The 25,878-nt window shown below is 71.8% G+C and carries 27 protein-coding genes; 15 read left to right on the forward strand and 12 right to left on the reverse strand.

What is annotated here, in order from left to right:
• The first annotated feature begins 4 nt into the window (after window positions 1-4).
• Together ISU07_RS04895 and ISU07_RS04900 are read left to right on the forward strand one after the other, a co-directional pair.
• Window positions 5-514: a DUF3180 domain-containing protein gene (locus ISU07_RS04895; protein WP_194705565.1), complete on the forward strand. Its 510-nt coding sequence runs from the start codon at window positions 5-7 to the stop codon at window positions 512-514.
• A gap of 10 nt (window positions 515-524) precedes the next feature.
• Window positions 525-1,118, forward strand: a complete 594-nt coding sequence (locus ISU07_RS04900; protein ID WP_194705566.1) for a hypothetical protein — start codon at window positions 525-527, stop codon at window positions 1,116-1,118.
• 131 nt (window positions 1,119-1,249) lie between these two features.
• On the opposite strand, the gene ISU07_RS04905 is transcribed toward ISU07_RS04900, so the two are convergent.
• The 3 genes from ISU07_RS04905 to ISU07_RS04915 are packed head-to-tail and all read right to left on the reverse strand — an operon-like array spanning window position 1,250 to window position 2,441.
• Window positions 1,250-1,759: a PaaI family thioesterase gene (locus ISU07_RS04905; RefSeq protein ID WP_194705567.1), complete on the reverse strand. Its 510-nt coding sequence runs from the start codon at window positions 1,757-1,759 to the stop codon at window positions 1,250-1,252.
• Entirely contained in the window at window positions 1,756-1,893 is a 138-nt protein-coding gene (locus tag ISU07_RS04910) for a hypothetical protein (RefSeq protein ID WP_194705568.1), read from the reverse strand. The genes ISU07_RS04905 and ISU07_RS04910 overlap by 4 nt, the downstream gene beginning before the upstream one ends.
• A complete protein-coding gene (locus ISU07_RS04915; RefSeq protein WP_194705569.1) occupies window positions 1,890-2,441 on the reverse strand; it encodes a DUF2867 domain-containing protein in 552 nt (183 codons plus the stop codon). The genes ISU07_RS04910 and ISU07_RS04915 overlap by 4 nt, the downstream gene beginning before the upstream one ends.
• A 56-nt stretch (window positions 2,442-2,497) precedes the next feature.
• Between ISU07_RS04915 and ISU07_RS04920 the strand changes: the two genes are divergently transcribed.
• Window positions 2,498-3,094 (forward strand): TetR/AcrR family transcriptional regulator, encoded by a 597-nt coding sequence (locus tag ISU07_RS04920; RefSeq protein ID WP_194705570.1) that lies wholly within the window; start codon window positions 2,498-2,500, stop codon window positions 3,092-3,094.
• Window positions 3,095-3,100: 6 nt separating this feature from the next.
• Here the strand turns inward: ISU07_RS04920 and ISU07_RS04925 are convergent, their stop codons facing one another.
• The 5 genes from ISU07_RS04925 to ISU07_RS04945 form a co-directional block, all read right to left on the reverse strand.
• A complete protein-coding gene (locus ISU07_RS04925) occupies window positions 3,101-4,060 on the reverse strand; it encodes an ABC transporter ATP-binding protein (RefSeq protein WP_194705571.1) in 960 nt (319 codons plus the stop codon).
• Window positions 4,061-4,113: 53 nt separating this feature from the next.
• Complete coding sequence (locus ISU07_RS04930) at window positions 4,114-5,076, reverse strand: ABC transporter substrate-binding protein (RefSeq protein WP_194705572.1); 963 nt, start codon at window positions 5,074-5,076, stop codon at window positions 4,114-4,116.
• A 129-nt stretch (window positions 5,077-5,205) separates the two neighbouring features.
• Window positions 5,206-5,952 carry an ABC transporter permease gene (locus tag ISU07_RS04935; protein WP_194705573.1) on the reverse strand — a complete coding sequence of 249 codons (747 nt, stop codon included), beginning with the start codon at window positions 5,950-5,952 and terminating at the stop codon, window positions 5,206-5,208.
• A complete protein-coding gene (locus tag ISU07_RS04940) occupies window positions 5,942-6,628 on the reverse strand; it encodes an ABC transporter permease (protein ID WP_323742433.1) in 687 nt (228 codons plus the stop codon). The genes ISU07_RS04935 and ISU07_RS04940 overlap by 11 nt, the downstream gene beginning before the upstream one ends.
• Before the next feature lie 130 nt (window positions 6,629-6,758).
• Window positions 6,759-7,883, reverse strand: a complete 1,125-nt coding sequence (locus ISU07_RS04945) for a glycosyltransferase family 2 protein (protein ID WP_323742434.1) — start codon at window positions 7,881-7,883, stop codon at window positions 6,759-6,761.
• A 41-nt stretch (window positions 7,884-7,924) separates the two neighbouring features.
• Here ISU07_RS04945 and ISU07_RS04950 point away from each other — a divergent pair, with 41 nt between their 5' ends.
• The 10 genes from ISU07_RS04950 (at window position 7,925) to ISU07_RS04995 (ending at window position 19,769) form a co-directional block, all read left to right on the forward strand.
• The gene (locus tag ISU07_RS04950; protein ID WP_323742435.1) at window positions 7,925-9,034 is read left to right on the forward strand and encodes a sulfotransferase family protein; all 1,110 of its coding nucleotides are present in this window, start codon (window positions 7,925-7,927) and stop codon (window positions 9,032-9,034) included.
• Window positions 9,031-9,945, forward strand: coding sequence for a glycosyltransferase family 2 protein (locus ISU07_RS04955; protein WP_194705574.1), 915 nt, complete (start codon window positions 9,031-9,033; stop codon window positions 9,943-9,945). Before ISU07_RS04950 ends, ISU07_RS04955 begins: the two co-directional genes overlap by 4 nt.
• Before the next feature lie 251 nt (window positions 9,946-10,196).
• Complete coding sequence (locus ISU07_RS04960; RefSeq protein ID WP_407671367.1) at window positions 10,197-11,144, forward strand: Rossmann-like and DUF2520 domain-containing protein; 948 nt, start codon at window positions 10,197-10,199, stop codon at window positions 11,142-11,144.
• Window positions 11,145-11,148: 4 nt separating this feature from the next.
• A complete protein-coding gene (gene panC / locus ISU07_RS04965) occupies window positions 11,149-12,021 on the forward strand; it encodes a pantoate--beta-alanine ligase (RefSeq protein ID WP_194705576.1) in 873 nt (290 codons plus the stop codon).
• Window positions 12,022-12,030: 9 nt separating this feature from the next.
• Window positions 12,031-13,749 carry an L-aspartate oxidase gene (locus ISU07_RS04970; protein WP_194705577.1) on the forward strand — a complete coding sequence of 573 codons (1,719 nt, stop codon included), beginning with the start codon at window positions 12,031-12,033 and terminating at the stop codon, window positions 13,747-13,749.
• Window positions 13,746-14,654, forward strand: a complete 909-nt coding sequence (nadC, locus tag ISU07_RS04975) for a carboxylating nicotinate-nucleotide diphosphorylase (RefSeq protein WP_194705578.1) — start codon at window positions 13,746-13,748, stop codon at window positions 14,652-14,654. The genes ISU07_RS04970 and nadC overlap by 4 nt, the downstream gene beginning before the upstream one ends.
• Window positions 14,651-15,424: a type III pantothenate kinase gene (locus tag ISU07_RS04980; protein ID WP_194705579.1), complete on the forward strand. Its 774-nt coding sequence runs from the start codon at window positions 14,651-14,653 to the stop codon at window positions 15,422-15,424. The genes nadC and ISU07_RS04980 overlap by 4 nt, the downstream gene beginning before the upstream one ends.
• 107 nt (window positions 15,425-15,531) lie before the next feature.
• Window positions 15,532-15,858, forward strand: a complete 327-nt coding sequence (locus ISU07_RS04985; protein ID WP_194705580.1) for a histone-like nucleoid-structuring protein Lsr2 — start codon at window positions 15,532-15,534, stop codon at window positions 15,856-15,858.
• Window positions 15,859-16,056: 198 nt separating this feature from the next.
• Window positions 16,057-18,657: an ATP-dependent Clp protease ATP-binding subunit gene (locus tag ISU07_RS04990; RefSeq protein ID WP_228521110.1), complete on the forward strand. Its 2,601-nt coding sequence runs from the start codon at window positions 16,057-16,059 to the stop codon at window positions 18,655-18,657.
• A gap of 35 nt (window positions 18,658-18,692) precedes the next feature.
• Entirely contained in the window at window positions 18,693-19,769 is a 1,077-nt protein-coding gene (locus ISU07_RS04995) for a glycosyltransferase family 2 protein (protein WP_194705581.1), read from the forward strand.
• Between the two features lie 64 nt (window positions 19,770-19,833).
• On the opposite strand, the gene ISU07_RS05000 is transcribed toward ISU07_RS04995, so the two are convergent.
• Window positions 19,834-20,700 carry an A/G-specific adenine glycosylase gene (locus tag ISU07_RS05000; RefSeq protein WP_194705582.1) on the reverse strand — a complete coding sequence of 289 codons (867 nt, stop codon included), beginning with the start codon at window positions 20,698-20,700 and terminating at the stop codon, window positions 19,834-19,836.
• 68 nt (window positions 20,701-20,768) lie between these two features.
• Here ISU07_RS05000 and ISU07_RS05005 point away from each other — a divergent pair, with 68 nt between their 5' ends.
• Window positions 20,769-21,506: a hypothetical protein gene (locus tag ISU07_RS05005; RefSeq protein WP_194705583.1), complete on the forward strand. Its 738-nt coding sequence runs from the start codon at window positions 20,769-20,771 to the stop codon at window positions 21,504-21,506.
• Window positions 21,507-21,599: 93 nt separating this feature from the next.
• On the opposite strand, the gene disA is transcribed toward ISU07_RS05005, so the two are convergent.
• On the reverse strand, window positions 21,600-22,649 hold the full coding sequence (disA, locus tag ISU07_RS05010) for a DNA integrity scanning diadenylate cyclase DisA (protein WP_194705763.1): 1,050 nt from the start codon (window positions 22,647-22,649) through the stop codon (window positions 21,600-21,602).
• Window positions 22,650-22,706: 57 nt separating this feature from the next.
• Window positions 22,707-24,116, reverse strand: coding sequence for a DNA repair protein RadA (gene radA, locus ISU07_RS05015; RefSeq protein ID WP_194705584.1), 1,410 nt, complete (start codon window positions 24,114-24,116; stop codon window positions 22,707-22,709).
• Between the two features lie 140 nt (window positions 24,117-24,256).
• Between radA and ISU07_RS05020 the strand changes: the two genes are divergently transcribed.
• Window positions 24,257-25,285, forward strand: coding sequence for a LacI family DNA-binding transcriptional regulator (locus ISU07_RS05020; RefSeq protein ID WP_194705585.1), 1,029 nt, complete (start codon window positions 24,257-24,259; stop codon window positions 25,283-25,285).
• On the opposite strand, the gene ISU07_RS05025 is transcribed toward ISU07_RS05020, so the two are convergent.
• A complete protein-coding gene (locus tag ISU07_RS05025; protein WP_323742436.1) occupies window positions 25,282-25,869 on the reverse strand; it encodes a class I SAM-dependent methyltransferase in 588 nt (195 codons plus the stop codon). The two genes, ISU07_RS05020 and ISU07_RS05025, sit on opposite strands and share 4 nt — an antisense overlap.
• Window positions 25,870-25,878: the final 9 nt, after the last annotated feature.

A 25,878-nucleotide genomic window follows, 5' to 3' on the forward strand; every position in this document is an offset into this window, starting at 1 on the left:
GGGGATGAGGGACGCGCCGCCCCCGGAGGACGACGAGCGCGACCCGCAGACGCCGCTCGAAGGTCGCCTCCAGCCGACCTCGCCGGCCGTGCTCACCGCGTGGGGGCTCGTCGGCCTGGTCGGTGGCTGGTTGCTGCACGCGTACGCCGACCGCGCGATGGACGCGGCGCCGATCGTCACCTGGGCCCAGCCACTGGCGCTCTTCCTCGTCGCGGCCATCCTCGCCGCGACCGCGCGGGCGACGTGGCGCAGCGTCCACGTGCGCAACGAACGGCTCCAGTCGCACCAGGCCGTGAACCGCCTGGTGCTCGCGCGGGCGTGCGCGTACGTCGGCGTGCTGGTCGCCGGCGGGTACCTAGGGTACGCCCTGAGCTGGGTCGGCGTCTCCGCCGAGCTGGCCGAGCAACGCGCCGTACGCTCCCTCGTGGCGGGGCTCGGCGGCGCCTGTGTGGTGGTCACCGCCCTCCTGCTGGAGCGCGCGTGTCGCGTCCGGAAAGAGGACGACGCACCCTAGCCTGAACGACATGTCTTCCCCCAAGGCTCGTCGTCGGCAGCGCTCTGCCCGCATCACCACCGCTGTCGCCCTTGTCATCCTCGCCGCGGCTCTCGTCGTCGGCGCGGTCGTCGCCGGGTCGTGGGGTCTCCTCGCGACCGCCGCGCTCATCGGTGTCGCGCTCGGCGCGGCCGCCGTGCGCATCACTCATTCCGAGCTCATGGAGAGCCGTCGCGAGGCCAACCGCGACCGCGCCGAGCAGGCCCGCGAGTACGCCGAGGTCACCGCCCGGCGCACCACCGAGCACACGGCGTACGCCGCCTCGATGGAGCGGCAGGTGAGCTCCCACCAGACCACGATCGAGGAGCTCGAGGTGGCCCTGACCTCAGCCCAGCGCCGCGCAGCCGAGGCGACCCGCAAGCTCAACGCCCAGGCCAAGCGCGCCGACCGCGCCGAGGCCGACGGCGAGGCGCTCGCCCGCCGGCTCGACGACGCCGAGACCCGCGCCGCCGAGGCGATCCTCCGCGTCGCCGAGCTCGAGTCCGAGCTGGACGTCGTCCGGGCCGAGCTCGACGCCGTCCGTTCCGAGCTCTCCGCCTGGGAGTCCCACCGCAACGCCGGCTGACCGGACGCAGTCGCTGGCTCGGTCGTGGTTGCCGGTTTCGGCGCGATCGCGGCCGTATGGCAGGTTTGCGCTCCAGAAACCCGCTGTACGGCCGCGATCGCGCGATTACTGGCACCCCGCAGGCCGGGACGTCAGCGCGGGGTCCTCACCTGGCATGTGCAGCCGGCGAGGGCGATGACCCTGCCCGACCCGTCGACGATGCGCGCCTGGGCCACCATGTTACTCGTGCCGGGGTGGACCACCTCGCCGGTGCACATGAGCCGGCCCGTCGAGAGCAGGCCGGGACGCAGGAACCGGACGTTCAGCTCGCTGGTGACGTACGCCGTGGCGGGCGGCAGCAGCGAGTGGACGGCGCAGCCCATCGCCGTGTCCAGCACGGCGGCGAGCACGCCACCGTGCACGAGGCCGAAGGGGTTGAGGTGGAACTCCTCGGGGTCGAGGCTGAAGGTGACGCGGCCGGGCGCGGCCTCGACCGGCTCGATGCCCAGCGTCCTGAGGGCAGGGGGCACCGGGAGCGTGCCGCTCCCGATGGAACGGAGGACGGCGAGCCCGTCCAGCACGCCGGCCGCCGAGCGGGTGGCCTCCTGGTCCTCCCACTCGTAGCTGCGCCGGCGGTCCGTGGCGGACGTGGGCGCCGTCACTGGGTCACCACCCGGCCCGCGAGGAGACCGACGAGGCTCGCCACCCGGCCCGCCACTCCGGCCGGCTCCGTGACGGCGGCGGCCATGCCCACGGCCAGGACGCACCAGGGCAGCACGCGGTCGCGGACGCTCATGCCGGCACCGCCAGCTTCTGGACGGCTCGGGCCAGCATGGACCGGACCACCCAGGGGTGGATGCGCCGGACGAGTGCGAAGTACGCGCGGCCACGGCGGTTCCTGATCTCGACGATCGTGCTCACGACCACCCGGTCGGGCTGGACGAGCACGGAGGCCCGGAAGCCCAGATGGCGTTGGGTGATGCCCAGCAGCACCTCGTGCGGGCTTCGCGCCACCAGGTCGAACGCGTGCCGGTCGCCGGCTTCGATGCCCGACAGCCGGACCAGTGCCTCGCGGGCCACGAACAGGGCTCGGACGAAGAACGGCGGTCCGTGGAACACGGCTTCGGCCCATGCTTCCGGTGGATGGTCCCGTACGCCGCGGGGCAACGCGGCGGCGTACGCATCGGACCAGTCGACGCGCAGCAGCGCGCAGGCGAGCAGCGGGGTGCTCGGCAGCGGAACCGTCGCGACGTTGCCGGGCCGGACACGCACGGTCGCCGTGGTTCGGCGGGCCCGAGCCGTCCGGGTGGACGTGGGGTGGTGGTGGATCAGCGTGGTGGTCATACCGTTCCTTCCATACGCCTCCGTATGGAGGATTGACCGTACGGTAGCGTATGGACATGGCCACGGGGAAGCGTGAATCGTTGACGGCTGCCGACTGGACCGAGGCCGCTCTCACGGCGCTGGCGCGAGGGGGCCTGGCGGCCGTCGCGGTCGAGCCGCTCGCGAAGGACCTGGGTGCCACCAAGGGCAGCTTCTACTGGCACTTCGCGGACCGGAACGAGCTGCTGGTGGCGACGCTCGCGCTGTGGGAACGTCGCGACACCGACCGCGTCATCGGCGCCATCGGGGAGTCCGGGGACGCCACGGCCCGGCTCCGCCGGCTCCTCCGCCTCGCCTTCACGTCCGTGCCGGACGACGGCACCGCCGGCGCCGTCGGCACGGTCGAGCTGGCGCTCCAGGCCAGTGCCGCGCACCCGTTGGTCGCACCGGCGCTGCGCCGGGTGACCGAGCGGCGCCTGGGCTTCCTGACCCGCCTCTACACCGAGCTCGGGCTCTCACCCGCCCGCGCGCGCGACCGGGGACTGTTGGCCTACACGGCGTTCCTGGGTCATGCGCAGCTCGCGCACGCCACCCCCGGCCTGCTTCCCGGCGGACGCGCCTTCACCACGCACGTCGACCAGATGACCGAGACGCTGATGCGCTTGGGCGACTGAGACGTCCTACTTCAGCGACGCCCGTAGCTGGCGGTGGATGCCGGCCGGGGTGAGGACGCCGACGAACTGGGCGCCGGACCTGACCCCGACGAGGGGCTTGTCGTCGCGGAGCATGGCGGCCAGCGCCTCCTCGAGAGTGGCGTCGACATCGATGGCGGAACCGAGGTCGCCCGTGCTCACCCCGTCGAGCGGCTCGAGGTGCTCCGGGTCGATCGGGGTCACCGTGAGCCGGCGCAGGCCGCGGGTGGCGCCGACGAAGTCCTCGACGTACTCGTCCGCAGGGTGGGCGAGCAGCTGTGCGGGCGTGCCGAACTGCGCGAGCCGTCCGCCGGTCTCGAAGACCGCGACCCGGTCGCCCATGCGCACGGCCTCGTCGATGTCGTGGGTCACCAGGACGACCGACTTGCCCAGCTCCCGCTGGATCTTCAGGAACTCGTCCTGGAGCCGGATCCGCACCACGGGGTCGACGGCGCCGAACGGCTCGTCCATCAGCAGCACGGGCGGGTTGGCCGCCAGGGCGCGGGCGACGCCCACGCGCTGACGCTGTCCGCCGGAGAGCTGGTGGGGATACCGGTCGCCGTACGTCGCGGCGTCGAGGCCCACCAGGTCGAGCAGCTCGCGCGCCCGCTCACGGGCGGTCGCGGTGGACTCGCCGTACAGCAGTGGCACGGTCATCACGTTGCGGATGACCTTCTGGTGCGGGAACAGCCCGATCTGCTGGATGACGTAGCCGATCCCGCGCCGCAGCTGGACCGGGTCGGCCTGGGTGACGTCCTGGCCGTCGATGAAGATCTGGCCGGACGTCGGCTCGATCAGCCGGTTGATCATCTTCAGCGTCGTGGACTTGCCGCACCCCGACGGGCCGACGAGGACGACCAGCTCGCCCCGCTGCACGTCCAGGTCGAGCTCCTGGACGGCTACGGTGCCGTCCTCGTAGGTCTTGCCGACGCCGACCAGCCGGATCATGTCCGAGGACTTCTCCGGGGCGGCCGGCGCCGGCGCGCCGTGCGATGTGGTGGTCAGAGCAGACCCTTGTCCTGGAGGAACTGCTGGGCGACGTCCTCGGGCTTCTGCCGCTCGGCGTCGACCTTGAGGTTCATCTGCGCGAGGTCGTCGGTGGTGAGCGCCGCGGACAGCTGGTTGAAGATGTCCTCGAGGTCGGGGTTCGCCTTGAGGAAGTCGGCGTTCACCGCGGGCGTGAGGTTCTGCGCGGGCTGGATGCCCTTGTCGTCCTCGAGCAGCACCAGCCCGTCGGCCGCGAGCGTGCCGTCGGTGGTGCCCGTCTCGCCCATGGTGACGTCGCCCTTCTTGACGGCGTCCTTGACCTGCGCGCTGGCGAAGTCCAGCGGGACGATCTCGGTGATCTTCAGGCCGTAGACCTTCGTCAGGCCGCCCTCGCAGTCGGCGCGGCCCTCGCAGTCCGGCGGGGCGCCGAGCTTGATCGGGTCACCGAGCGCCGCGAGGTCCGACAGCGTGGTCAGGGAGTTCTGGTCGGCGAAGTCCTGGGTCACGAAGAAGGCGTTCTGGTCGGTGGCGTCCGAGGGCGGCAGGATCGAGATGCCCTTCGCCTCGGCCAGCGGCTTCAGCGCCTCCAGCGTCTTGTCGACGTCGTTGCTGGAGACCAGCGGTGCGTCCGGGCCGTTCTTCTCGGTGTTGAGGTAGTCGGTGATGCCGGCGAGGTAGTCAGGAACGATGTCGACGCCGCCGCTGCTGAGCTCGGGCAGGTAGACGTCACGGGTCGTCACCAGCTTGGTCTGCACCGTGAAGCCCTCGTTCTCCAGGACCTTCTGATAGATCGCCGCGAGCACCTGGCTCTCGGTGAAGTCCTGGCCGCCGACGACGACCGTGCCCTTGTCACCGCCACCGGTGTCCCCGGAGCCGGTGTCCGCGCCGGAGCTCTCGAGCGAGTCGCCCCCACACGCGGCCGTCGCGAGCATGAGGGCCGTCACCGCGGCTGTGGCGATCAATCGATGGATGCGCATCTGGTGCACCACCTTCTGTGTCCCGCGGGAGGTCCCGCGCGTGTCCGATGGGCACCCAGCGGCACCCGCGTGAAGAACAGTAGACCCGTCCGCCGACATTCCTCGGTGACGAAATGGTTACGACCACCTTCAGACAACGGCCTCCGGTAACGGTTCCTCCCTGAGGGTGGTGCGCCGCCCCCGCCGGTCGCTGCGTTGGGCGCGACGCATCGGGTCGGCGTACCGCTCGGCGAGCACCGCGAGCCCCTCCAGCAGCAGCGCCACGACGGCCACCAGCACGGCCCCCGCGACCACCTCGTAGGTCCGGTGGTTGGCGAACCCGCGGGTGATGATGCGGCCGAGTCCCGGTCCCGCCACCAGGGCCGCGATGGTCGCCGTCGCCCAGACCTGCACGAGAGCCAGACGTACGCCGGTCATGATCACCGACATCGCCAGTGGCAGCTCGACCGAGGTGAAGACCTTGCGCTCGCCCATCCCCATCCCTCGCGACGCCTCGACGATGTCGTTGTCGACCTCGGTGATGCCCACGTAGGTGTTGGTGATCAGCGGCGGCAGGGCGAAGAGCACCAGCGAGATCAGCGTGGCCAGGCCGGCGCGGCCGTAGGGGCCGAACTCCTCCGACCCCACGGGACCCAGCGACAGCACCAGCAGCACGGCGAAGACGGGCACGGCACGGCCGACGTTGGAGACGTTGACGGCCAGGAAGCCGAAGCGGTGCCGGTGCCCGGCGTACATCGCCAGCGGCAGGCCGACCACCATGGCGATCACCATCGCGGTGACCGTCAGCAGCAGCTGCTGCACCAGGAACGCCGCGATGCCCGTCGACCCGGACCAGTGCGACCCGTCGGTGAGGTAGCCCCAGACGTCAGCGAGCATGGCGCGTCCAGGGAGTGAGCAGCCGCTGCGCGCCGACCAGCACCAGGTCGAGCGCGATCGCGAGCAGGATGCACAGCAGGCTGGCGGCGAAGATCTGGGCCTTGAACTGGTTGCCGACCGCCTGGAGCAGCAGGTTGCCGAGGCCGCCGTACGACACGATCGCCCCGATCGTCGCCAGCGCCACCGTCGACACGGCCGCGACCCTGAGGCCGGCCATGATGATCGGCAGGGCCAGCGGCAGCTCGACCCGCGTCAGCAGCCGCACCCGCGAGTAGCCCATGCCGCGCGCCGCCTCGACGACCTCGTCCGGCACGGCGCGCAGGCCGGCGAGCACGTTGCGGACCAGGATCGTCAACGAGTACAGCGCGAGGCCGATGATCACCGTCGTCGGCGAGAGCCCCGTGAACGGCAGCAACAGCGAGAAGAGCGCGAGCGACGGGATCGTGTAGATGATCGTGGTGCCACCGACCACGAGGGACTCGACGGTCGGGTTGCGCCGGGCGAGCAGCGCCAGCGGCACGGCCGCCACCAGCCCGACGAGCACCGAGACGACCGTGATCCAGAGGTGCTGGACCGTCGCGTCGGTCAGCTCGGGGCGGTAGTCGGACCAGTACCGCCCGCAGATCCAGGAGTTGTCGAGGTAGCACTTCGCCACCTCGGCCGCCTGCGCGCTCACCCGGCAGACGCTAGCCGATCCACTCGGTGGTCGAGCCGGGCGAGCGTCAGCGAGCCCATGTCGAGACCCCGCAACACTCACCGGTTCTCGACACGCTCGGCCGTGGCCGGCCTCGCGGCTCGACCACCGATCAGGCGATCTCGTGGTCGCGCAGGGCCAACGCCTCGGGAGCGACGTCCGAGAGGTCCAGCACCTCGGGAGGTACGACGAGGCGCCGGCCGTCCCGAGGCGCCGGACCGTCGAGCGTCCGGACCCACCGCACGACCGACTCCGCGTCGGCGCGCCGGTTCCGCTCGACGAGCCAGCCGACCAGCCGGTGCACCGGGGGCAGTCCGCTCTCCACCAGGGACCGCTCGCCCCACAGGTCGTGGATCCCGGTCACCAGCAGGTCCCACCACTCGTCGGAGGCGTCGGGGATCTCGGTGAAGTAGCGGTGCAGGTCGCCGGCCATCACGCGGTCCACGAAGTACGCCGACGTCCCGGCGTCGTCGTACTCCTCCACCGCGTCCAGGGCCATCCGCTTGGTGAGCAGCCGGTCGCCGAGGTCCGTGACCGACGCGCGCTGCTGCGTGATCGACGTGCCGTCCGCGCGGATCCGCCAGTGGTAGACGACGTCCGGGATCACGTCAAACGCACCGGCGAGGTAAGCGCGCGTCGTGGTCGGCTGGTCCTCGTACCTCACGCCCTCCGGCCACTCGAGCCCCTGCGACCGCCAGAACGACAGGCGGTACAGCTTGTTCCAGGCGAACACGTCGCCCAGGATCTCCGGGTGCTCGCGCGCCGCGATCCCGGTCAGCCGCTCGCGGTGCAGGCGGCGCATCCACGGGGGCTCGTGGAGACCGTCGGCCTCCCAGCGCACGACCGAGCCGGTGACGAAGTCCGACTCCGAGCCCTGCAGCGACTCGGCCAACGTGGCCAAGGCCCCCGGCGGCAGCACGTCGTCGGAGTCGAGGAACGCCAGGTACTCGCCCCAGGCACGGTCCAGCACCAGCTCGGTGCCGACGTTGCGAGCCGACCCGAGCCCGCCGTTGGGCACGTGCAGCACCGAGAGGCGGTCGTCGCGCGCGGCGTACCCGTCCGCGATCTCCCCGGACGAGTCCGGCGACCCGTCGTCGACGACCACCACCTCGAGGTCGACGCCGCGCTGGGCGAGCAGGCTGTCGAGCGCCTCGGGGAGGAACCGCTCCACGTCGTGGGCCGGCACCACGACCGACACCCGGGGGAGCTCCCGGCGACGTCGCAGGCTCCACCTCACGAAAGGAGGCTATCGAGCCCCAACGGATAGGCTTCCGTGCCGTGACGAGCCCTACGACGGACACGCGCGGCGGTAGCGCACCGGGAGACCTGGACCCCGCCGACTACCCGCGCAAGGTGCTCTTCGTCGCCGGTGCCGGCCGGAGCGGCACGAGCACCCTGTCGGGCCTGATGCAGCTGATGGGCCTGCACGTCCCGCAGCCCGAGGTCGTCGCCGACGACACCAACCCCAAGGGCTTCGGCGAGCCCGCGTGGGTCGTCGAGCACCACGACCGGCTGCTCAAGGACGCCGGCGTCCAGGTCAGCGACGCGCGGCCCGAGGCGTGGTTCGAGACCGGCCGGATCGCCACCCGCGAGACCGAGCGGATCAAGACCGCCGAGTGGCTGGAGGGCCACTTCGCCGAGGGGCACGAGCTCGTCGTGAAGGACCCGCGGCTCTCGTGGTTCCTGGGGCTGTGGCGGGTGGCCGCGATCCGCGACGGCGCGATCCCCGTCTTCGCGACGATGCTGCGGCCGCCGTCGGAGGTGGTCGGCAGCAAGCAGAAGTACTACGCCAACCGGCTCGGCTCCGCGCACCTCGCAGCCAGCTGGCTCAACATGCTGCTGCACACCGAGCGCGCCACCCGCGAGTCCGTCGCCGACGGCGGCCGGGCCTTCGTGAGGTACGGCGACCTGCTGGACGACTGGGTGAAGGTCGTGATGCATCTCGGCGAGCAGCTGGAGCTGCAGAACGTCCTGCACGCCAAGAGCGAGCAGATCCGCGACGGCCACCGGTTCGTCGACCCCGGCCTGCGCCGGGTCACCCAGAGCCTGGCCGACCTCCAGCTCCCGCCGAAGCTGCACGAGCTCACCGCCCAGACCTGGGAGGAGCTGAACAAGCTGGCCGAGCCCGGTGGCGACACCGCCGACGTGCACGCGACGCTCGACCAGCTCCGTGAGGCGTACGTCGACCTGTACGCCGAGGCCGAGGCCATCTCCCGGTCCTCGGTCGTCGCCGCCGAGCAGCGGATCAGACGGGAGCGCCGTGGCGGCGTCCCCGCGGACGTCGAGCCGGCGCCGGACCTGGCCGACCGGATCCCGCACGGTCTTCGGGCGGCCATCCCGCCCGGCGTACGCCGCGGCATCCGCAAGGCGCTCGGGCGCACCCGATGACGGTGCCCGCGACGGGCGACGGGCTGAAGAACCTCGAGGGCCACACCGAGTACGACATCGTCTGGCCCTGGACGAAGCCCGGGGGTCTGCGACCGGGGAGCACCGCCGTGCTGCGGGTGAAGAACGAGGCGCCGTCCTTGCCCTTCGTGCTGCCGCCGCTGCTGCGCGCGTGCGACGAGGTGCTGCTCGTCGACAACGGCTCGACGGACGGCACGCCCGAGGTGGCGGCCGAGACCGCCGAGCGCTCGGGGCGGGCGGGGAAGTTCCGCCAGACGACGTACCCCTTCGACGTGGCCCGGGCCGGTGCCGAGCACCTCGCCGTGCACGAGCTGTCGGTGCACTCGCTCGCGTACTTCTACAACTGGTGCTTCGCCCAGGTCTCGACCCGCTACTCGATCAAGTGGGATGGCGACATGGTGCTGACCACCGAGGGGGAGGTGTCGATCGGCGACTGGGGCTGGCAGGTCGGCGACGTGCCCTCGATCCTCCGGGTCCCGCGACACGGGCTGTACCTCGCCGACGAGCACCACGGGTACCTCGACCTCGGGCTGCGCAACGCCGAGGAGTGGGGCTTCCCGATCGGCCCGGACTTCGTGTTCACCAAGGCCTTCGAGTGGGAGATCCGCACGACGCCGGTCGGCGTTCGCTCCATCGGCCTGCCGCACGGGCTGTGCGTGGAGCTCAAGTACCTCGACGGCGACGAGTTCGCGCACTGGACCGACCCCGAGTCGTTCGCGACGTCGTACCGCAACAAGCGCAAGCGCCGTGAGTGGGAGGTCTTCAACGCGCTCCAGGAGGGCGTCGTACCTCCCGGGGTCCACGACATCCTCGCGCCGGAGGGCACGCACATCGTGGACTACGTCACCCACGAGTGGCTGCCCCGCGCCCCGCGGCCGCTGCAGGTCGGCTGACACCCTCCCTCGGTGGTTGAGGTGTGAAGGCCGCCAGGCCTGAGCCTCGAAACCACCCCCCCGGGTGATGGTGGTTTCGAGGCTCGTCGCTGGCGCTCCTCGCACCTCAACCACCGAGGCCGAGATGTACGTCACCTCTCGTTTGAGTAGGCGTGCGGAAGCCCCGCCCGTAGGCTCCTGTTCTGGAGAACGAGCACATCGTCTGGTACCTGACCGGCCCTCGCTGACATGGCGAGGAGTGGGCGGCGGGACTGAAACGAGAGGTTCGAGGAGACATGACGCAGCCCCTTCGGGTGGGTGTGATCGGCGCCGGCCGGGTCGGTGCCGTCCTGGCCGCCGCGCTGCGCGCCGCCGGCCACGAGATCGTCGCCGTCGCCGGTGAGTCCGACGCCTCGCGCCACCGCGCCGCGGACCTGCTGCCCGGCGTGCCGCTCGACAAGCCGACCGCCGTCGCCAAGGCCAGCGACGTGCTGCTGCTGACCGTTCCCGACGACATGCTCGACAACGTCGCGACGACGCTGAGCGCCGCCGGCGCCATCCGCCCCGGCCAGGTGGTCGTGCACACCAGCGGCCGGCACGGCCTCGCGGTGCTCACCCCGGCGATCGCCGTCGGCGCACGGGCGATCGCGATGCACCCGGCGATGACCTTCACCGGCACCGACCTCGACCTGCCCCGCCTGCGCGGCTGTGTCTTCGGCGTCACCGCCGGGCCCGGCGAGCGCGCGCTGGCCGAGACCCTGGTGGCCGACCTCGGCGGGCTGCCGATGTTCGTGCCCGAGGACAAGCGCACGCTGTACCACGCCGGGCTCGCGCACGGAGCCAACCACCTGGTGACCCTGGTGACCCAGGCGATGGAGCTGCTCGGTGCGGCCGGCGCCGACGACCCCGCGGCCACGCTGCGCCCGCTGCTCAGCGCCGCCCTCGACAACGCGCTCGCCCACGGCGACTCCGCGCTGACCGGGCCGATCGTCCGCGGCGACGTCGGCACGATCCGCGGCCACCTCGCCGAGATCGCGGCGACGGCGCCCCACACGCTGCCGTCGTACGTCGCGATGGCCCGGGCGACCCTCGACCGCGTCGTCACCGACGGCCGGGTGCTGCCGATCCGCGCGAACCGCATCCGCCAGGTGCTCGACGACGCCCTGGCTGATGTGCCGGCCGGGCTGGACGTGAGCGCGTCGGACCACGAGCGTCTCTGATCCCGTGCCCCCGGTGATCGCCGGCACCCGTGCGGAGCTGGCCGAGCTCCTCGTGCCCCACCGCGCGGCCGGCCGACGCGTCGGGCTCGTCTGCACGATGGGCGCGATGCACGAGGGCCACGCCAGCCTGATGCGGCGTACCCGCCTCGAGATCGGTCCCGACGCCCCGCTGGTGGTCTCGCTGTTCGTGAACCCGCTCCAGTTCGGGCCGAACGAGGACCTGGCCCGCTATCCCCGCACCTTCGACGAGGACGTCGCCCTCTGCGCGCGCGAGGGCGTCGACATCGTGTTCGCGCCGACCGTCGACGAGGTGTACCCGGGAGGCGACCCGCAGGTCACCGTCGACCCCGGCCCGCTCGCCGGCGTGCTCGAGGGGAAGACGCGACCCGGCCACTACGTCGGCGTGCTCACCGTGGTGGCCAAGCTGTTCGGGCTGGTCCGGCCGGAGGTGACGGTCTTCGGCGAGAAGGACTACCAGCAGCTCGCCCTGGTCCGGCGGATGTCCGGCGACCTCTGCCTGGGCGTCGAGGTGCTCGGCGGCGAGACCGTCCGCGAGCCCGACGGCCTGGCGTTGTCCAGCCGCAACCGGTACCTCGACCCCGAGCAGCGGCAGCAGGCCGTCGCCCTCAGCCGAGCCCTCCGCGCCGCGCAGGAGGCCGGGCCCGAGGGGTACGCCGCCGCGCTGGCCGCCGCCGAGAAGGTGCTGGCCGACGCACCCGGGGTCGACCTCGACTACGTCGTCGTCCGGGCCGTCGACCTGGCCGAGCTGGACGAGGACGCTCGGGGGGAGGCTCGTGCCCTCGTCGCCGCCAAGGTCGGCACCACCCGCCTGATCGACAACATGCCCGTCGTCCTCGGCGCACCACTTCGCCACTAGCCTCTCGACATGCTTCCCGGCCGCTTGCGCGCCCCAGCCCCCGGCTGGACGGTCACCTACGACGTCGTGATCGTCGGCTCCGGGATCGCCGGCCTCACCGCAGCCCTGCGGCTCAAGGACAAGGTCGGCCGCATCCTCGTGGTCACCAAGAGCGTGCTCAACGCGGGCTCGACGCAGTGGGCCCAGGGCGGCATCGCCGCAGCGCTCGGGCCGGGCGACACCCCCGAGCAGCACGAGCACGACACCCTCGTCGCGGGTGCCGGGGCGTGCGACGAGGCCGCCGTGCGCGTCCTGGTCACCGACGGCCCGGCCGCCGTCCGCGAGCTGATCGGGCTGGGCACCAACTTCGACCACACGTCGGCCGGCGACCTGAGCCTGACGCGCGAGGGCGGCCACCACCGGGACCGGATCGCCCACGCCGGGGGCGACGCGACGGGAGCCGAGATCCAGCGCGCGCTGGAGGCCGCGGTCCAGGCCGCCCCCGAGATCGAGGTCATCGAGCACGCCCTGGCCGTCGACCTGCTCCTCGACGAGCACGGCGCCGTCGCCGGGCTCACCCTGCACGTGATGGGCGAGGGCCAGATCGACGGCGTCGGGGCAGCCCACTGCCGCGCGGTCGTGCTGGCCAGCGGCGGGCTGGGCCAGGTGTTCTCGCAGACCACCAACCCGTCGGTCGCGACCGGCGACGGCACGGCTCTCGCCCTGCGCGCCGGTGCGACCGTCCGCGACCTGGAGTTCGTCCAGTTCCACCCGACCGTGATGTACCTCGGACCCGACTCCCGCGGTCAGCAGCCACTGATCTCCGAGGCGGTCCGCGGCGAGGGCGCGTTCCTCGTCGACTTCGAGGGCAACCGCTTCATGCAGGGCGTCCACGAGCTCGCCGACCTGGCCCCGCGCGACGTGGTCGCCAAGGCCATCACCCGCCGGATGCACGAGACCGGCCGGCCACACATGTGGCTGGACGCGCGGCACCTGGGTGACCCCCAAGAGGGCAGGACGGCGAGCGAAGCGAGCGACGGTTCCGGTGATCGAGCGGCGAGCGAAGCGAGCACGTCGAGATTCTGGGGGAAGCGGTTCCCGACGATCCTGGCCACCTGCCGCTCGTACGGCGTGGACCCGGTCACCGAGCTGATCCCGGTCGCCCCGGCGTGCCACTACGCGTCGGGCGGCGTGGCCACCGACCTGTGGGGACGTACCTCGGTCCCGGGCCTCTACGCGACCGGCGAGGTCGCCTGCTCCGGCGTGCACGGCGCCAACCGGCTGGCGTCGAACTCCCTGCTCGAGGGGCTGGTGTTCTCGCGGCGTATCTCCGACGTGCTCCCGGGTGAGCTGGGCGGGTTCACGCCCCCCGCCGCCGACCGGCGTACCCCGTCCCTGGTGACCGGCGACCTCCGCAACGAGCTGGAGGAGCTGATGACCGACCGGGTCGGGGTGCTCCGCTCGGCGGAGGGCCTGGCCGAGGCGGGCGAACGGCTGGCCAAGCTGGCCGAGCGCACCACCGACGTGGTCGACCAGGCCGCGTGGGAGGCCTCCAACCTCCTCACGATCAGCGCGGCCATGACAGAAGCCGCCGCGCGCCGCGAGGAGACCCGCGGGTCGCACTGGCGCGACGACTTCCCTGACCGTGACGACGCGCGCTTCGCGGGCCACTTCGACGCCCACCTGCTCGACGGCCGGCTGGTGCTCGCCTTCTCGCCGTCCCACCAGACCGACCCGTCGGTCGCATGACCACCCTCAGATCCTTCGACGACCTGCCGGCCGGGCTGGTCGACGAGCTCGCCGACGCAGGCCTCGACCCGCTCGACGTCTACGCGCACGTCGTGGCCGCCCTGGGCGAGGACCTGCCCGGCGGTGTCGACGTGACCAGCCAGGCCACCATCCCCGCCGACGCGCGCGCCGTCGCCGACTTCGGTGCCCGCGACGCCGGCGTGGTCGCCGGGCTCGGCATCGCGGCGCTGGTGCTGCACACCGTGGCCGGCGACGACCTGACGATCGAGCACCGTGCACCGGACGGCAGCCGCGTCGCGGCGGGCGACGTCGTGATGCGCGTCCACGGCCCGACGCGCGGTCTGCTCACCGGCGAGCGCACCGCGCTGAACCTCGCCTGCCACCTGTCCGGCGTCGCGACCGCGACCTCCCACTGGGTCGACGCGCTGGCAGGCACCCGGGCCAGCGTGCTGGACACGCGCAAGACGCTGCCCGGTCTGCGCGCGCTCCAGAAGTACGCCGTCCGGTGCGGCGGCGGCGTGAACCACCGCTTCTCGCTCGGCGACATGGCGATGGTCAAGGACAACCACGTGATCGCGGCCGGCGGCGTGGTGCCGGCCTACGAGGCGGTCCGCGCGGCGTACCCGGACCTGCCCGTCGAGGTCGAGGTGACGGACCTCGACCAGCTCCGGGCGCTGCTGGACGCGGGCTGCGACCGGATCCTGCTCGACAACATGGACTCGCCGACGATGGCCGAGGCGGTCCGCATCGCCGACGGGCGCGCGAGCCTGGAGGCCTCCGGCGGCCTGACCCTGGAGCGCGCCCGCGAGGTCGCCGAGACCGGCGTCGACTTCATCTCGGTCGGAGCGCTCACGCACTCGGTGGTCGTCCTCGACATCGGCATGGACCTCCAGGACCTGCCATGACCCTGCTCGCCGTCGACATCGGCAACAGTCACACGGTGCTGGGTCTGATCGACGGTGGCGTGGTCAGCCGCGAGTGGCGGGTGGCCACGGCCGCCCACCGGACCGCCGACGAATGGGCGGTGCTGCTGCGTGGACTGCTCGGAGATCTCCGCGACGAGGTCGACGGGATATCGGTCTGCGCGACGGTTCCGTCGGTCCAGCACGTGTGGCGCGAGATGCTCGCCACGCACTTCGGCGACGTACCCCACTTGGTCGTGCAGCCGGGGGTGCGTACCGGAATACCCGTCCTCACCGACAACCCTCGCGAAGTGGGCACCGATCGCATCATGAACGCGCTCGCCGCGGTCACGGCGTACGGCGGGCCACTCATCGTGGTCGATTTCGGTGGTACGGCCACGACTTTCGATGTCGTGAACAGGGCGGGGCAGTACGTCGGCGGTGCGATTGCGCCGGGAATCGAGATATCCCTCGACGCACTGGCCCGACGCGGTGCGCAGCTGCGGATGGTGGAGATGGTGCGCCCGCGCCACGTGATCGCCACGAACACGGTGGAGGCCTTGCAGTCAGGCATGGTGTTCGGGGTGGCCAGCCAGGTCGAGGGCATTGTCGCCCGGATGCTGGAGGAGCTCGGTGAACCGCCCGGAGAAGTCCAGGTGATCGCCACCGGATATCTCTCCACCCTCGTCGTCGGGGAGTGCGATTGCTTCACCAGAATTGACAACTGGTTGACCATGCAAGGTCTGGAGCTGGCTTTCAGGAGAAACTCATGAGGGAATTTCGGCGGCGAATAGCGGAATGCCATTCGCGAGGGCTATTCTCCTGCGGAACGGGGAATTCTCTGATTCCGATGCTTGACCTTTGAGAGGGAGCTCCAGCCATGGCGCAAAAGGTCCATATCGTCCTCGAAGACGACCTGGACGGGAGCCCGGCCACCGAAACGGTGTCGTTCGGGCTCGACGGCAAGTCCTACGAGATCGACCTCAACGACAAGAACGCCGGAAAGCTGCGCGACGCACTCGCCCAGTACGTCGGCGCCGGTCGTTCCGTGGGCGGCGCCCGTCGCGGCCGCAAGCCGTCCACGTCCACCAACCTCGGGCCCAGTGCCCGCGAGATCCGCGACTGGGCCCGCTCCAACGGGCACGACGTCCCGGACCGCGGTCGGATCCCGGCCGACGTACGCGCCGCGTTCGAGGCCGCCAACTGATCGACCACCGACGTCGCGGGGTCCCGGGTTCTCGGGGCCCCGTCTCGTCATTTCGGGGTGTGTTCGCTCTCAGCGGACCGCCGTGCCTGTCGCACGGGAACGCGTAGGCTGTGAGAGGAGTTACGACTCCCGTACCCCCGAGTGCCGGCCGAGCAGAGCGACCGGGCGAGGGACCACGACTTTTCAGGAGCGATGAGCATGTTCGAGCGGTTCACAGACCGAGCTCGCCGGGTGGTCGTGCTGGCCCAGGAAGAGGCCCGCATGCTCTCCCACAACTACATCGGCACCGAGCACATCCTGCTCGGCCTCATCCACGAGGGCGAGGGTGTGGCCGCGAAGGCCCTGGAGAGCCTCGACATCTCGCTGGAGGCGGTCCGCGCCCAGGTCGAGGAGATCATCGGCCAGGGCCAACAGGCCCCCTCGGGCCACATCCCGTTCACCCCGCGCGCCAAGAAGGTGCTCGAGCTGTCCCTGCGCGAGGCGCTGCAGCTCGGCCACTCCTACATCGGCACCGAGCACATCCTGCTCGGCCTGATCCGCGAGGGCGAGGGCGTCGCCGCCCAGGTGCTCCAGAAGCTGGGCGCGGACCTCAACCGCGTCCGCCAGCAGGTCATCCAGCTGCTCTCCGGCTTCCAGGGCAAGGAGTCGGCGTCGTCGGGCTCCTCGTCGTCCAGCTCCAGCTCCGACGCCCCGTCCTCGTCGCTGGTGCTCGACCAGTTCGGCCGCAACCTCACCCAGGACGCCCGCGAGTCCAAGCTCGACCCGGTCATCGGCCGCGAGCAGGAGATCGAGCGGGTCATGCAGATCCTCTCGCGGCGCACGAAGAACAACCCCGTGCTCATCGGCGAGCCCGGCGTCGGCAAGACGACCATCGTCGAGGGCCTGGCCCAGGACATCGTCAAGGGCAACGTGCCCGAGACGCTCAAGGACAAGCAGATCTACACCCTCGACCTCGGCGCCCTGGTCGCCGGCAGCCGCTACCGCGGTGACTTCGAGGAGCGCCTGAAGAAGGTGCTGAAGGAGATCCGTACCCGCGGCGACATCGTCCTCTTCATCGACGAGATCCACACCCTCGTCGGCGCCGGTGCGGCCGAGGGCGCCATCGACGCCGCGAGCATCCTCAAGCCGATGCTGGCCCGCGGCGAGCTGCAGACCATCGGGGCGACCACGCTCGACGAGTACCGCAAGTACCTCGAGAAGGACGCCGCCCTGGAGCGCCGCTTCCAGCCGATCCAGGTCGCCGAGCCGTCGATCGCGCACACGATCGAGATGCTCAAGGGCCTGCGCGACCGCTACGAGGCGCACCACCGGGTGACCATCACCGACGAGGCGCTGGTCTCGGCCGCGACGCTGGCCGACCGCTACATCTCCGACCGCTTCCTCCCCGACAAGGCCATCGACCTGATCGACGAGGCCGGCTCGCGGCTGCGGATCCGCCGGATGACGGCGCCCGCGGACCTGCGCGAGTACGACGACAAGATCAGCGAGGTGCGCCAGCGCAAGGAGGCCGCGATCGACGGCCAGGACTTCGAGGCCGCCGCTCGTCTGCGCGACGAGGAGAAGCAGCTGATCCTCAAGAAGGCCGACCGCGAGAAGCAGTGGCGCGCCGGCGACATGGACGAGGTCGCGGAGGTCGACGAGGAGCTGATCGCCGAGGTGCTGGCGGTCGCGACCGGCATCCCGATCGTCAAGCTCAGCGAGGAGGAGTCCACCCGTCTGCTCAAGATGGAGGACGAGCTCCACCGCCGGGTCATCGGCCAGGAGGAGGCCGTCAAGGCGCTCAGCCGGGCCATCCGCCGTACGCGTGCGGGCCTCAAGGACCCGAAGCGTCCGGGTGGGTCGTTCATCTTCGCCGGCCCGTCCGGTGTCGGGAAGACCTGGCTGTCCAAGACGCTGGCCGAGTTCCTGTTCGGCGACGAGGACTCGCTGATCCAGCTCGACATGTCCGAGTTCAGCGAGAAGCACACGGTCTCGCGGCTCTTCGGCTCGCCCCCCGGCTACGTGGGTTACGAGGAGGGCGGCCAGCTCACCGAGAAGGTGCGCCGCAAGCCGTTCTCCGTGGTGCTCTTCGACGAGGTCGAGAAGGCCCACCCCGACATCTTCAACAGCCTGTTGCAGATCCTCGAGGAAGGTCGCCTGACCGACTCGCAGGGCCGGGTCGTCGACTTCAAGAACACCGTGATCATCATGACCACGAACCTCGGCACGAAGGACATCTCGAAGGGCGTCAGCCTGGGCTTCAACCAGAGCGGCGACGCCGCGGGCTCCTACGAGCGGATGAAGACCAAGGTGCAGGAGGAGCTCAAGCAGCACTTCCGGCCCGAGTTCCTCAACCGTGTCGACGAGATCATCGTGTTCCCGCCGCTGTCGCGCGAGCAGATCATCTCGATGGTCGACAACATGATCGCCGGCGTGGAGCTGCGCCTGAAGGACCGGGACATGAGCCTCGAGCTCACCCAGGTCGCCAAGGACCTGCTCGCCGAGCGGGGCTTCGACCCGGTGCTCGGTGCCCGGCCGCTGCGCCGCACCATCCAGCGGGAGATCGAGGACGTCCTCGCCGAGAAGATGCTCTACGGCGAGGTCGGCCCCGGCCAGATCGTGCTCGTCGGCGTCGAGGGCGAGGGCCCGACGGCCCAGTTCACGTTCAAGGGCCAGAAGGTCGGCGTGCTGCCGGACCTCCCGCCGTTCGAGACCGCGGACGTCGGCGCCGACCCGGTGCACGACGACCCGGTCCGCGGCGAGGGTGACGACGCGACGCCCGGCCCGACCGACATCGAGAAGTCGACCGGCACCGACTAGGTTTCTCCGGTGACCACCGATGAGGCCCCCGCTCCATGAGCGGGGGCCTCGTCGTTCTCGCGAGCACGGTGAAGGACACGCTGGCGAACGTCGAGCGGTACGTCGACGGCAACCTCGCCGGCGGCGCCGACCACCTGGTCGTGTTCCTGGACGACCCTGCCGATCCGTCCACCGCTCCGGTCCGGGAGTTCCTCGACGCGCACCCGCACGCGACGTGCGTGGTGGCCGACGAGACCTGGTGGACCGACAAGCGTCCCGAGCAGCTCAACACCCGCCAGCGGGTGAACGCCAACGTCGTGAAGGCGCTGCTCTCGACGGTCTCGTGGGCGGACTGGGTGTTCCACGTCGACGCCGACGAGATCGTGCAGATCCCGCGCGCGGTGCTGTCCTCCGTGCCGTCCTCCCGGGCGGCGGTGAGCCTGGCACCGCTGGAGGCCGTCTCCCGCAAGCACTGGGAGGGCGACCCCACCTGGTTCAAGCGGCTGCTCGACGAGCCCGACCTGGTCCTGCTGAAGACCCTCGGCGTCATCGACCGGCCGGCCAACGGCGCGTACTTCCACGGCCACGTCGAGGGCAAGTCCGGCGTCCGGCCGACGCTGGACCTGTGGCTGACGCTGCACCACGTGGTGGACGAGGAGAAGGACGAGGTCTCCGCCTTCACCCACCCCGACCTGCGGTTGCTGCACTACGAGTCGTACTCCGGCGAGGACTTCGTCCGGAAGTGGACCTCGATCCTGGCCGCCGGCCCCAAGCCGGCCTTCCGGCCCGGCCGCGAGCCGACGGCGGTCGCGCTGCAGACACTGATCTCGAAGGGGCTCACCCCGGAGCAGGCCGAGCCCTACCTGATGCGGATCTTCGAGCGCACCACCGAGGACGACTTCGACGCGCTGCGCGACCTCGGCCTCCTCGAGCACGTCGACCCGCTCGCCGGCCCCCACCAGCCGGCCGCCCTCCCCGACGACTCCCTCGCGACCTTGCTGGCCGCCGTACGTCCCGAGAAGAAGCGCCCGTTCCACCACGGCACGTCGCCGGACCAGGTACGCAAGATCCTCGACCGCGTCGCCGCCTCGTCCTCCGGAGGTTCGGGCCTCCGTGGGTTCCTCAAGCGCTGACATCGGGATAGTCCGGTGTGAATGGGTCGTCGATCCGGGTCGATGGGAGCTCATTCACACCGGACTATCCCGGCAGCGCGTAGCCGTCGGGGGTCTCGACGAGGAGGCCGTCGGTGAGCAGGGAGGCGAGGGCGCGGTCCCGCTGGGTGTCGTCGTCCCAGGCGCGGTCGAGGCGGGGCTTCGGGACGGCACCCTCGGCCTCGCGGACGACGGCCATCAGGCGGCCACGTACCTGGCGGTCGGTACCCGCCCAGGTCTGGCCCTTGCGGGGCGGGCCGTCGTACGCCGGGTAGCCCGCCGCCCGCCAGGCGCACTCGCCGACCACGGGGCAGGCCTCGCAGCGCGGCCTCGCCGCGGTGCAGACGAGGGCACCGAGCTCCATGAGGGCGATCGACCAGGTGGCCGCGTCGCCCTCGTCGTGGGGCAGCAGCGACTCGGCCAGTCGCTTCTCGCCGGCGGTGGCGGCGACCGGCGGCAGCTCCACGCCGGAGACCAGCCGGGCCAGCACCCGGCGGACGTTGGTGTCGAGCACGGCGTGCCGCCGGCCGTACCCGAAGGTGGCGATCGCGGCGGCAGTGTAGTCGCCGACGCCGGGGAGGGCGCGCAGGTCGTCGTACGACGAGGGCACCTCGCCGGCGTACCGCTCGACGATCGCGGTGGCGGCGGCATGCAGGCGCAGGGCCCGCCTGGGGTACCCGAGCCGGCCCCACGCGCGCACGGCCTCGCCGCTCGGGGCGGCGGCGAGGTCGGCCGGTGTCGGCCAGGTCTCCATCCAGAGCCGGTGCACGGGCTCGACGCGGGTCACCGGCGTCTGCTGGAGCATGAACTCCGAGACCATCACCGACCAGGGCGTCGCGCCGTCGCCGCGCCAGGGGAGATCACGGGCGTGGGCGTCGTACCAGGCCAGCAACGGCTCGTGGAGCTCACTCATCGCGGGTGATCGTAGGCGGGCCGGTGTGGCTCCCCGGCGCGGGGCGGGTCGCTGTCTAGCGTTCTGGCATGGGTCGGGGAAGGCGTCTACCCGCGCGCGTCTACTGGGTGCGGCGGCTGGCGGTGCTCGCGACGGCGGCCCTGATGGTGTTCGCGGTCGGCCGGCTGCTGACCGGGTCGAGCGACGCCGCCGACTCCGGGGCGGCGAACCCGGGCGCCGTGCAGGCCGCCGCGACGCTCTCGCCGACGCCGTCGAGCACGGGCCCGACCGTGATCCTGCCCAAGAAGGGCACCAAGCTGCCCAAGAAGTCGCGCGAGCCCAAGCCCACCCCGTTGGCCCAGCCGAGTGGGCCGTGCACCCCGCAGGACGTCGTCGTGACGCCCGAGGTGCGCTCGAACATCGGCGGCAGCGACGTCGTGGTGGCGCTGAGCTTCCACACGCTGATCGCCGCGGCGTGCACCTTCGACGTGTCGTCCAAGAGCGTCACCATGAACATCACCTCCGGCCACGACTACATCTGGTCGACCCGGCAGTGCCCGGCCGCGATGCCGACGACCAACGTGGTGGTACGCCGAGACATCGCGACGTACGTCTACGTCACCTGGAACGGCAAGCGCTCCGACTCCACCTGCTCGCGGCTGACGACCTGGGCGCTGCCCGGCTGGTACCACGTGACCGTCGCCGCGCTCGGCGGCGAGCCCGCCGACGAGCAGTTCCAGCTCGCCGCCCCGCTGCCCACGACGGTCACCTCCACGGTCACCCCCGACCCGCCCGAGCACACCAAGAAGCCGAAGAACCAGGGCTGAGGGGAGCCGGGGTTGGGATACCCGGTTGACCGGGTATCCCGGACGTTCGGCGTCGTTGCAACGACGCCACAGCGGCAGGAACGACGCCGAACCTCAGACGTACCGCTCGAGGATCGTCGACTCGGCCAGCCGGGAGAGGCCCTCACGTACCGAGCGGGCGCGCAGCTCGCCGACGCCCTCGACGGCCTGGAGGTCGTCGACGCCGGCGGAGAGCAGCTTCTGCAGGGTGCCGAAGTGCTCGACGAGCCGGTCGACGACGGGGGCCGGCAGGCGGGGGACCTTGGCCAGCAGGCGGTACCCGCGCGGCGCGACCGCCGCGTCGAGGTGCTCGCCCAGGGCCAGGGCCTTGGCGACGGCCAGCGGGTCGACGAGCTCGGTGGGGGAGAGGGACTCGAGGTGGGCCAGCAGCGCTTGGGCCGAGCGGGCCTTGCGCCCCGTCCCCACGTAGTCGCGGATCACCAGCTCGCGCTCGGCGTCCACGCCGGTCACCAGCTCCTCGAGCTGGAGGGAGAGCAGGCGCCCGTCCGTACCGAGCTCCAGGACGTAGTCCTCGATCTCGCGGGCGATGCGGGTGACCATCTCCAGCCGCTGGGCGACCACGGCCACGTCGCGGACGGTCACCAGGTCCTCGATCTCCAGCGCGGACAGCGTCGTGGAGACCTCGTCGAGCCGCAGCTTGTACCGCTCCAGGGTCGCCAGCGCCTGGTTCGCACGGGACAGGATCTGGCCGGAGTCCTCGAGCACGTGGCGGGTCTCGCCGACGTACGCCGCGATGATCTGCATCGACTGCGACACCGAGATCACCGGGTGCCCGGTCTGCTTGGCCACGCGGTCGGCGGTGCGGTGTCGCGTGCCGGTCTCGTCGGTGGGGATCCGCTGGTCGGGCATCAGGTGCACCGCCGCGCGCAGGATCCGCGTCAGGTCCTTGTCGACGATGATCGCGCCGTCCATCTTGGCCAGCTCGCGCAGGCCTGTGGCGGTGAAGGGTACGTCGAGGACGAACCCGCCCGTCGTCAACGACTCGACCGTGCGGTCGTTGCCGAGCACGATCAGCGCGCCGGTCCGACCGCGCAGGATCCGCTCGAGCCCGTCACGCAACGGGGTGCCGGGCGCGATCAGGGCCAACGTCGCGCGCAGGCGCATCACGTCGTCCGACCGCTCGATCCCCGCCACGCGCCGATCCTAGGGTGTCAACGCAGGTCAGACCGCTTCAGCATGCGGGTTGAGCCCACCCTGGCTCACGACGCCCAGCAGCTTCAGCGCGGACGCGACGTCGGGCACCTCGATCACCCGCATCCCCTCGACCGTGCGCGGCACCGAGGCGACGCCCTGCTCGCGCCGCTCGCCCGGCACCACCGCGACGGCGAACCCGAGCCGCGCGGCCTCGGCGATGCGCTGCGGCAGGTCACGGACCTTCCGCAGCTCGCCGGCGAGGCCGATCTCGCCCATCGCCACCACGCCCAGCGGGGCCGGGACGCCGCGGGTCGCCGAGGCCACCGCGACCGCCACCGCCAGGTCGCTGGCCGGCTCGGTCACCTTGGCCCCTCCGACCGTCGAGGCGAACACGTCGTGCATGTGCAGGCGCAGGCCGCAGTGCTGCTGCAGCACCGCGAGCACCATGGCGATGCGCGAACCGTCCAGGCCCGACGTCGTACGCCGCGGACGCTCGCTCGACGACGGGGTCACCAGCGCCTGCACCTCGGCCAGCAGCGGCCGGCGGCCCTCCATCGAGACGGCCACGCAGGTGCCCGGCACCTGCCGGCCGTGGTGCTCGACGAACAGGCCGGTCGGGTCGGTGACCGCGGAGATGCCCTCCGACGACAGGTCGAAGCAGCCGACCTCGTCGACCGGGCCGAAGCGGTTCTTCATCGCGCGCACCATCCGGAACCGCGAGTTGCGGTCGCCCTCGAAGTGCAGCACCACGTCGACGACGTGCTCGAGCACCCGCGGGCCGGCGATCGAGCCGTCCTTGGTGACGTGGCCGACGATCACGGTCGTGATGTTGCGGGTCTTGGCCACCCGGATCAGCGCGGCCGCCACCTCCTTGACCTGGCTGACCCCGCCCGGGGTGCTGTCGAGGCCGGGGGCGGAGATCGTCTGGATCGAGTCGACGACCAGCAGCGCGGGCCGCACCTCCTCGATGTGCGTGAGCACCGCACCGAGGTCGGTCTCGGCGGCCAGGAACAGCTCGTCCTGGACGCCGCCGGTGCGGTCGGCCCGCAGCCGCACCTGCGACGCGGACTCCTCGCCGGTGACGTAGAGCGTGCGCCGGTGCACCCGCGCGGTCTGGGCGGCCACCTCGAGCAGCAGCGTGCTCTTGCCGACGCCCGGCTCCCCGGCCAGCAGGATCGCCGCGCCGGGGACCAGCCCACCGCCGAGCACCCGGTCGAGCTCGGGCACGCCCGAGGACCGGAACGCCGAGTCCTCGACCGACACCTCGCTGATCGGCACCGCGGGCCTGGTGACCGGTCCGGCCGCCGCCCGCAGCACCGGTGCCGCGGCCTCGACGACGGACCCCCAGGCCTGGCACTCGCCGCAGCGACCGACCCACTTGGCGGTCTCCCAGCCGCACTCGGTGCAGCGATGGGCGGCTCGTGGCGTCTTCGGCATGGCGGTCACGCTATGTGAGCCCACCGACAGTCCGGGGACGGCTCGCGGCGCCCTGGGGAGAAGCCGGTGGGGGTCCGCGGCGTACCCCTCACTTATGCTGACGCCACGAGGGTTGGAACGATCAAGCGGGGAGGTGACCGATGACGATCCGATACCCGGTGGCGCCGCCCACGCTCGCCGACGTCGCCGAGCGCGCGGGCGTCTCGCGCCAGACCGTGTCCAACGCCATCAACAACCCCGACCTGCTGCGCGCCGACACCCTGACCCGCGTGCAGGAGGCGATCGACGAGCTCGGGTACTCCCCGAACCGCGCCGCCCGCAACCTGCGCACCCGCGCCTCGCACCTGATCGGCCTCAAGTTCAGCCCGGCCCAAGAGGGCACCGCGAACGCCGCGATGGACCGGTTCGTCCACTCGCTCGTGGAGACAGCCGGCGGGGCGGGGTACCACATCCTGCTGTTCGCGGTCGGCGAGGAGGACGACGAGGCGCTGCGCGGGTACGACGACCTGCTGCGGTCCACGGCCGTCGACGCGTTCATCGTCACCGACACCTACCTCGGCAACCCGCAGGCCACCTGGCTGCGCCAGCGGCGCGCGCCGTTCGTCGCGTTCGGCCGGCCCTGGGACGACGACGCCGCCGACCACCCGTGGGTCGACGTCGACGGCGCCGCCGGGGTCGACCTGGCCACCACGCACCTGCTCGACCGCGGCCACGAGCGGATCGCCTGGATCGGCTGGCGCAAGGACTCGCGCATCGGCGAGGACCGGCGATCGGGCTGGACCCGCGCCATGCACGGCCGGCACCTGTCCACCACCGGCCTGGCGTCGCGCACCGAGGACACCGTGTCCTCCGGCCGTGAGGCCTCCGCGGTGCTGCTCGACGAGGCGTCGCCGTCGGCGTTCGTCTGCGCCTCCGACACCCTGGCCATGGGCGTGCTCCACACCCTGCGCGACCGCGGGCTCCAGCCCGGCCAGGACATCTCGGTCGTCGGGTTCGACGACTCCCAGGTCGCGCAGGTCATCCAGCCCGGCCTCACCTCGGTACGCCAGCCGCTCGAGGAGGTGGCCGTCGAGGTCGTCCGTGCCCTGGAGGGCCTGCTCGGCCACCCGCCGGTCGTCTCGCCCGGGGTGCTGCTGACCCCGACCCTGGCGGTCCGCGAGACCGGCTAGAAGTCGCGCGACCAGACGTTCACGGCGTAGTCGACCTCGGTCCCGGGGCGCTCGCGCATGATGGCGTCGGCCGTCTCGCGGTCGAACTCGATCCGCACCACCGCCTCGAGGTCCGCCTCGGACGTGAACGACATCCTGGTCAGGACAGGAGTCCGCGACCAGCCGTGGCGGGCCCAGAAGCGCTCGACCGCGGCGTGGTCGATCTTCGGGTACCCCAGCGAGAACCACCGCCCGAACGTCGACCGCGTGCCGTCGTTGTCGACGACCAGGGCGGTGCCGCCGCGGCGTACGACGCGGGCGATCTCCTTCAGGCCCGGCTCGGACCCCGGCCCGAAGAAGTACGCCCAGCGCACGTGCACGACGTCGACCGACGCGTCGGGCAGCGGGATCTCCTGGGCGGCGCCGGCGAGCACCTCGACGTTGTCGAGCGCGCGGGTACGCCGCCGGGCCAGGGCGACCAGGTCCGGGTGCGGTTCGACGCCGACCGTCCGCGCAGCCGTCGAGGCGAACCGCGGCAGGTGGAACCCCGTGCCGCACCCGAGGTCGAGCACCACGCGGCCGTCCCAGGAGACGCGCTCGCGCATCGCGGCGAA

This window comes from Nocardioides islandensis (genome assembly GCF_015352455.1).
GTDB lineage: Bacteria > Actinomycetota > Actinomycetes > Propionibacteriales > Nocardioidaceae > Nocardioides > Nocardioides islandensis.

Coding starts and splice junctions, on each gene's coding strand:
- nadC (WP_194705578.1), top strand. CDS start 13,746: ATGACCACCCTCAGATCCTTCGACGACCTGCCGGCCGGGCTGGTCGAC.
- ISU07_RS04930 (WP_194705572.1), bottom strand. CDS start 5,076: ATGCGCATCCATCGATTGATCGCCACAGCCGCGGTGACGGCCCTCATG.
- ISU07_RS04995 (WP_194705581.1), top strand. CDS start 18,693: ATGAGCGGGGGCCTCGTCGTTCTCGCGAGCACGGTGAAGGACACGCTG.
- ISU07_RS04955 (WP_194705574.1), top strand. CDS start 9,031: ATGACGGTGCCCGCGACGGGCGACGGGCTGAAGAACCTCGAGGGCCAC.
- ISU07_RS05000 (WP_194705582.1), bottom strand. CDS start 20,700: ATGAGTGAGCTCCACGAGCCGTTGCTGGCCTGGTACGACGCCCACGCC.
- ISU07_RS04920 (WP_194705570.1), top strand. CDS start 2,498: ATGGCCACGGGGAAGCGTGAATCGTTGACGGCTGCCGACTGGACCGAG.
- ISU07_RS04935 (WP_194705573.1), bottom strand. CDS start 5,952: ATGCTCGCTGACGTCTGGGGCTACCTCACCGACGGGTCGCACTGGTCC.
- ISU07_RS05025 (WP_323742436.1), bottom strand. CDS start 25,869: ATGCGCGAGCGCGTCTCCTGGGACGGCCGCGTGGTGCTCGACCTCGGG.
- ISU07_RS04990 (WP_228521110.1), top strand. CDS start 16,057: ATGTTCGAGCGGTTCACAGACCGAGCTCGCCGGGTGGTCGTGCTGGCC.
- ISU07_RS04980 (WP_194705579.1), top strand. CDS start 14,651: ATGACCCTGCTCGCCGTCGACATCGGCAACAGTCACACGGTGCTGGGT.
- ISU07_RS05020 (WP_194705585.1), top strand. CDS start 24,257: ATGACGATCCGATACCCGGTGGCGCCGCCCACGCTCGCCGACGTCGCC.
- radA (WP_194705584.1), bottom strand. CDS start 24,116: ATGCCGAAGACGCCACGAGCCGCCCATCGCTGCACCGAGTGCGGCTGG.
- ISU07_RS04915 (WP_194705569.1), bottom strand. CDS start 2,441: ATGACCACCACGCTGATCCACCACCACCCCACGTCCACCCGGACGGCT.
- ISU07_RS04910 (WP_194705568.1), bottom strand. CDS start 1,893: ATGAGCGTCCGCGACCGCGTGCTGCCCTGGTGCGTCCTGGCCGTGGGC.
- ISU07_RS04900 (WP_194705566.1), top strand. CDS start 525: ATGTCTTCCCCCAAGGCTCGTCGTCGGCAGCGCTCTGCCCGCATCACC.
- ISU07_RS04985 (WP_194705580.1), top strand. CDS start 15,532: ATGGCGCAAAAGGTCCATATCGTCCTCGAAGACGACCTGGACGGGAGC.
- ISU07_RS05005 (WP_194705583.1), top strand. CDS start 20,769: ATGGGTCGGGGAAGGCGTCTACCCGCGCGCGTCTACTGGGTGCGGCGG.
- disA (WP_194705763.1), bottom strand. CDS start 22,649: ATGCGCCTGCGCGCGACGTTGGCCCTGATCGCGCCCGGCACCCCGTTG.
- ISU07_RS04925 (WP_194705571.1), bottom strand. CDS start 4,060: ATGATCCGGCTGGTCGGCGTCGGCAAGACCTACGAGGACGGCACCGTA.
- ISU07_RS04895 (WP_194705565.1), top strand. CDS start 5: ATGAGGGACGCGCCGCCCCCGGAGGACGACGAGCGCGACCCGCAGACG.
- ISU07_RS04970 (WP_194705577.1), top strand. CDS start 12,031: ATGCTTCCCGGCCGCTTGCGCGCCCCAGCCCCCGGCTGGACGGTCACC.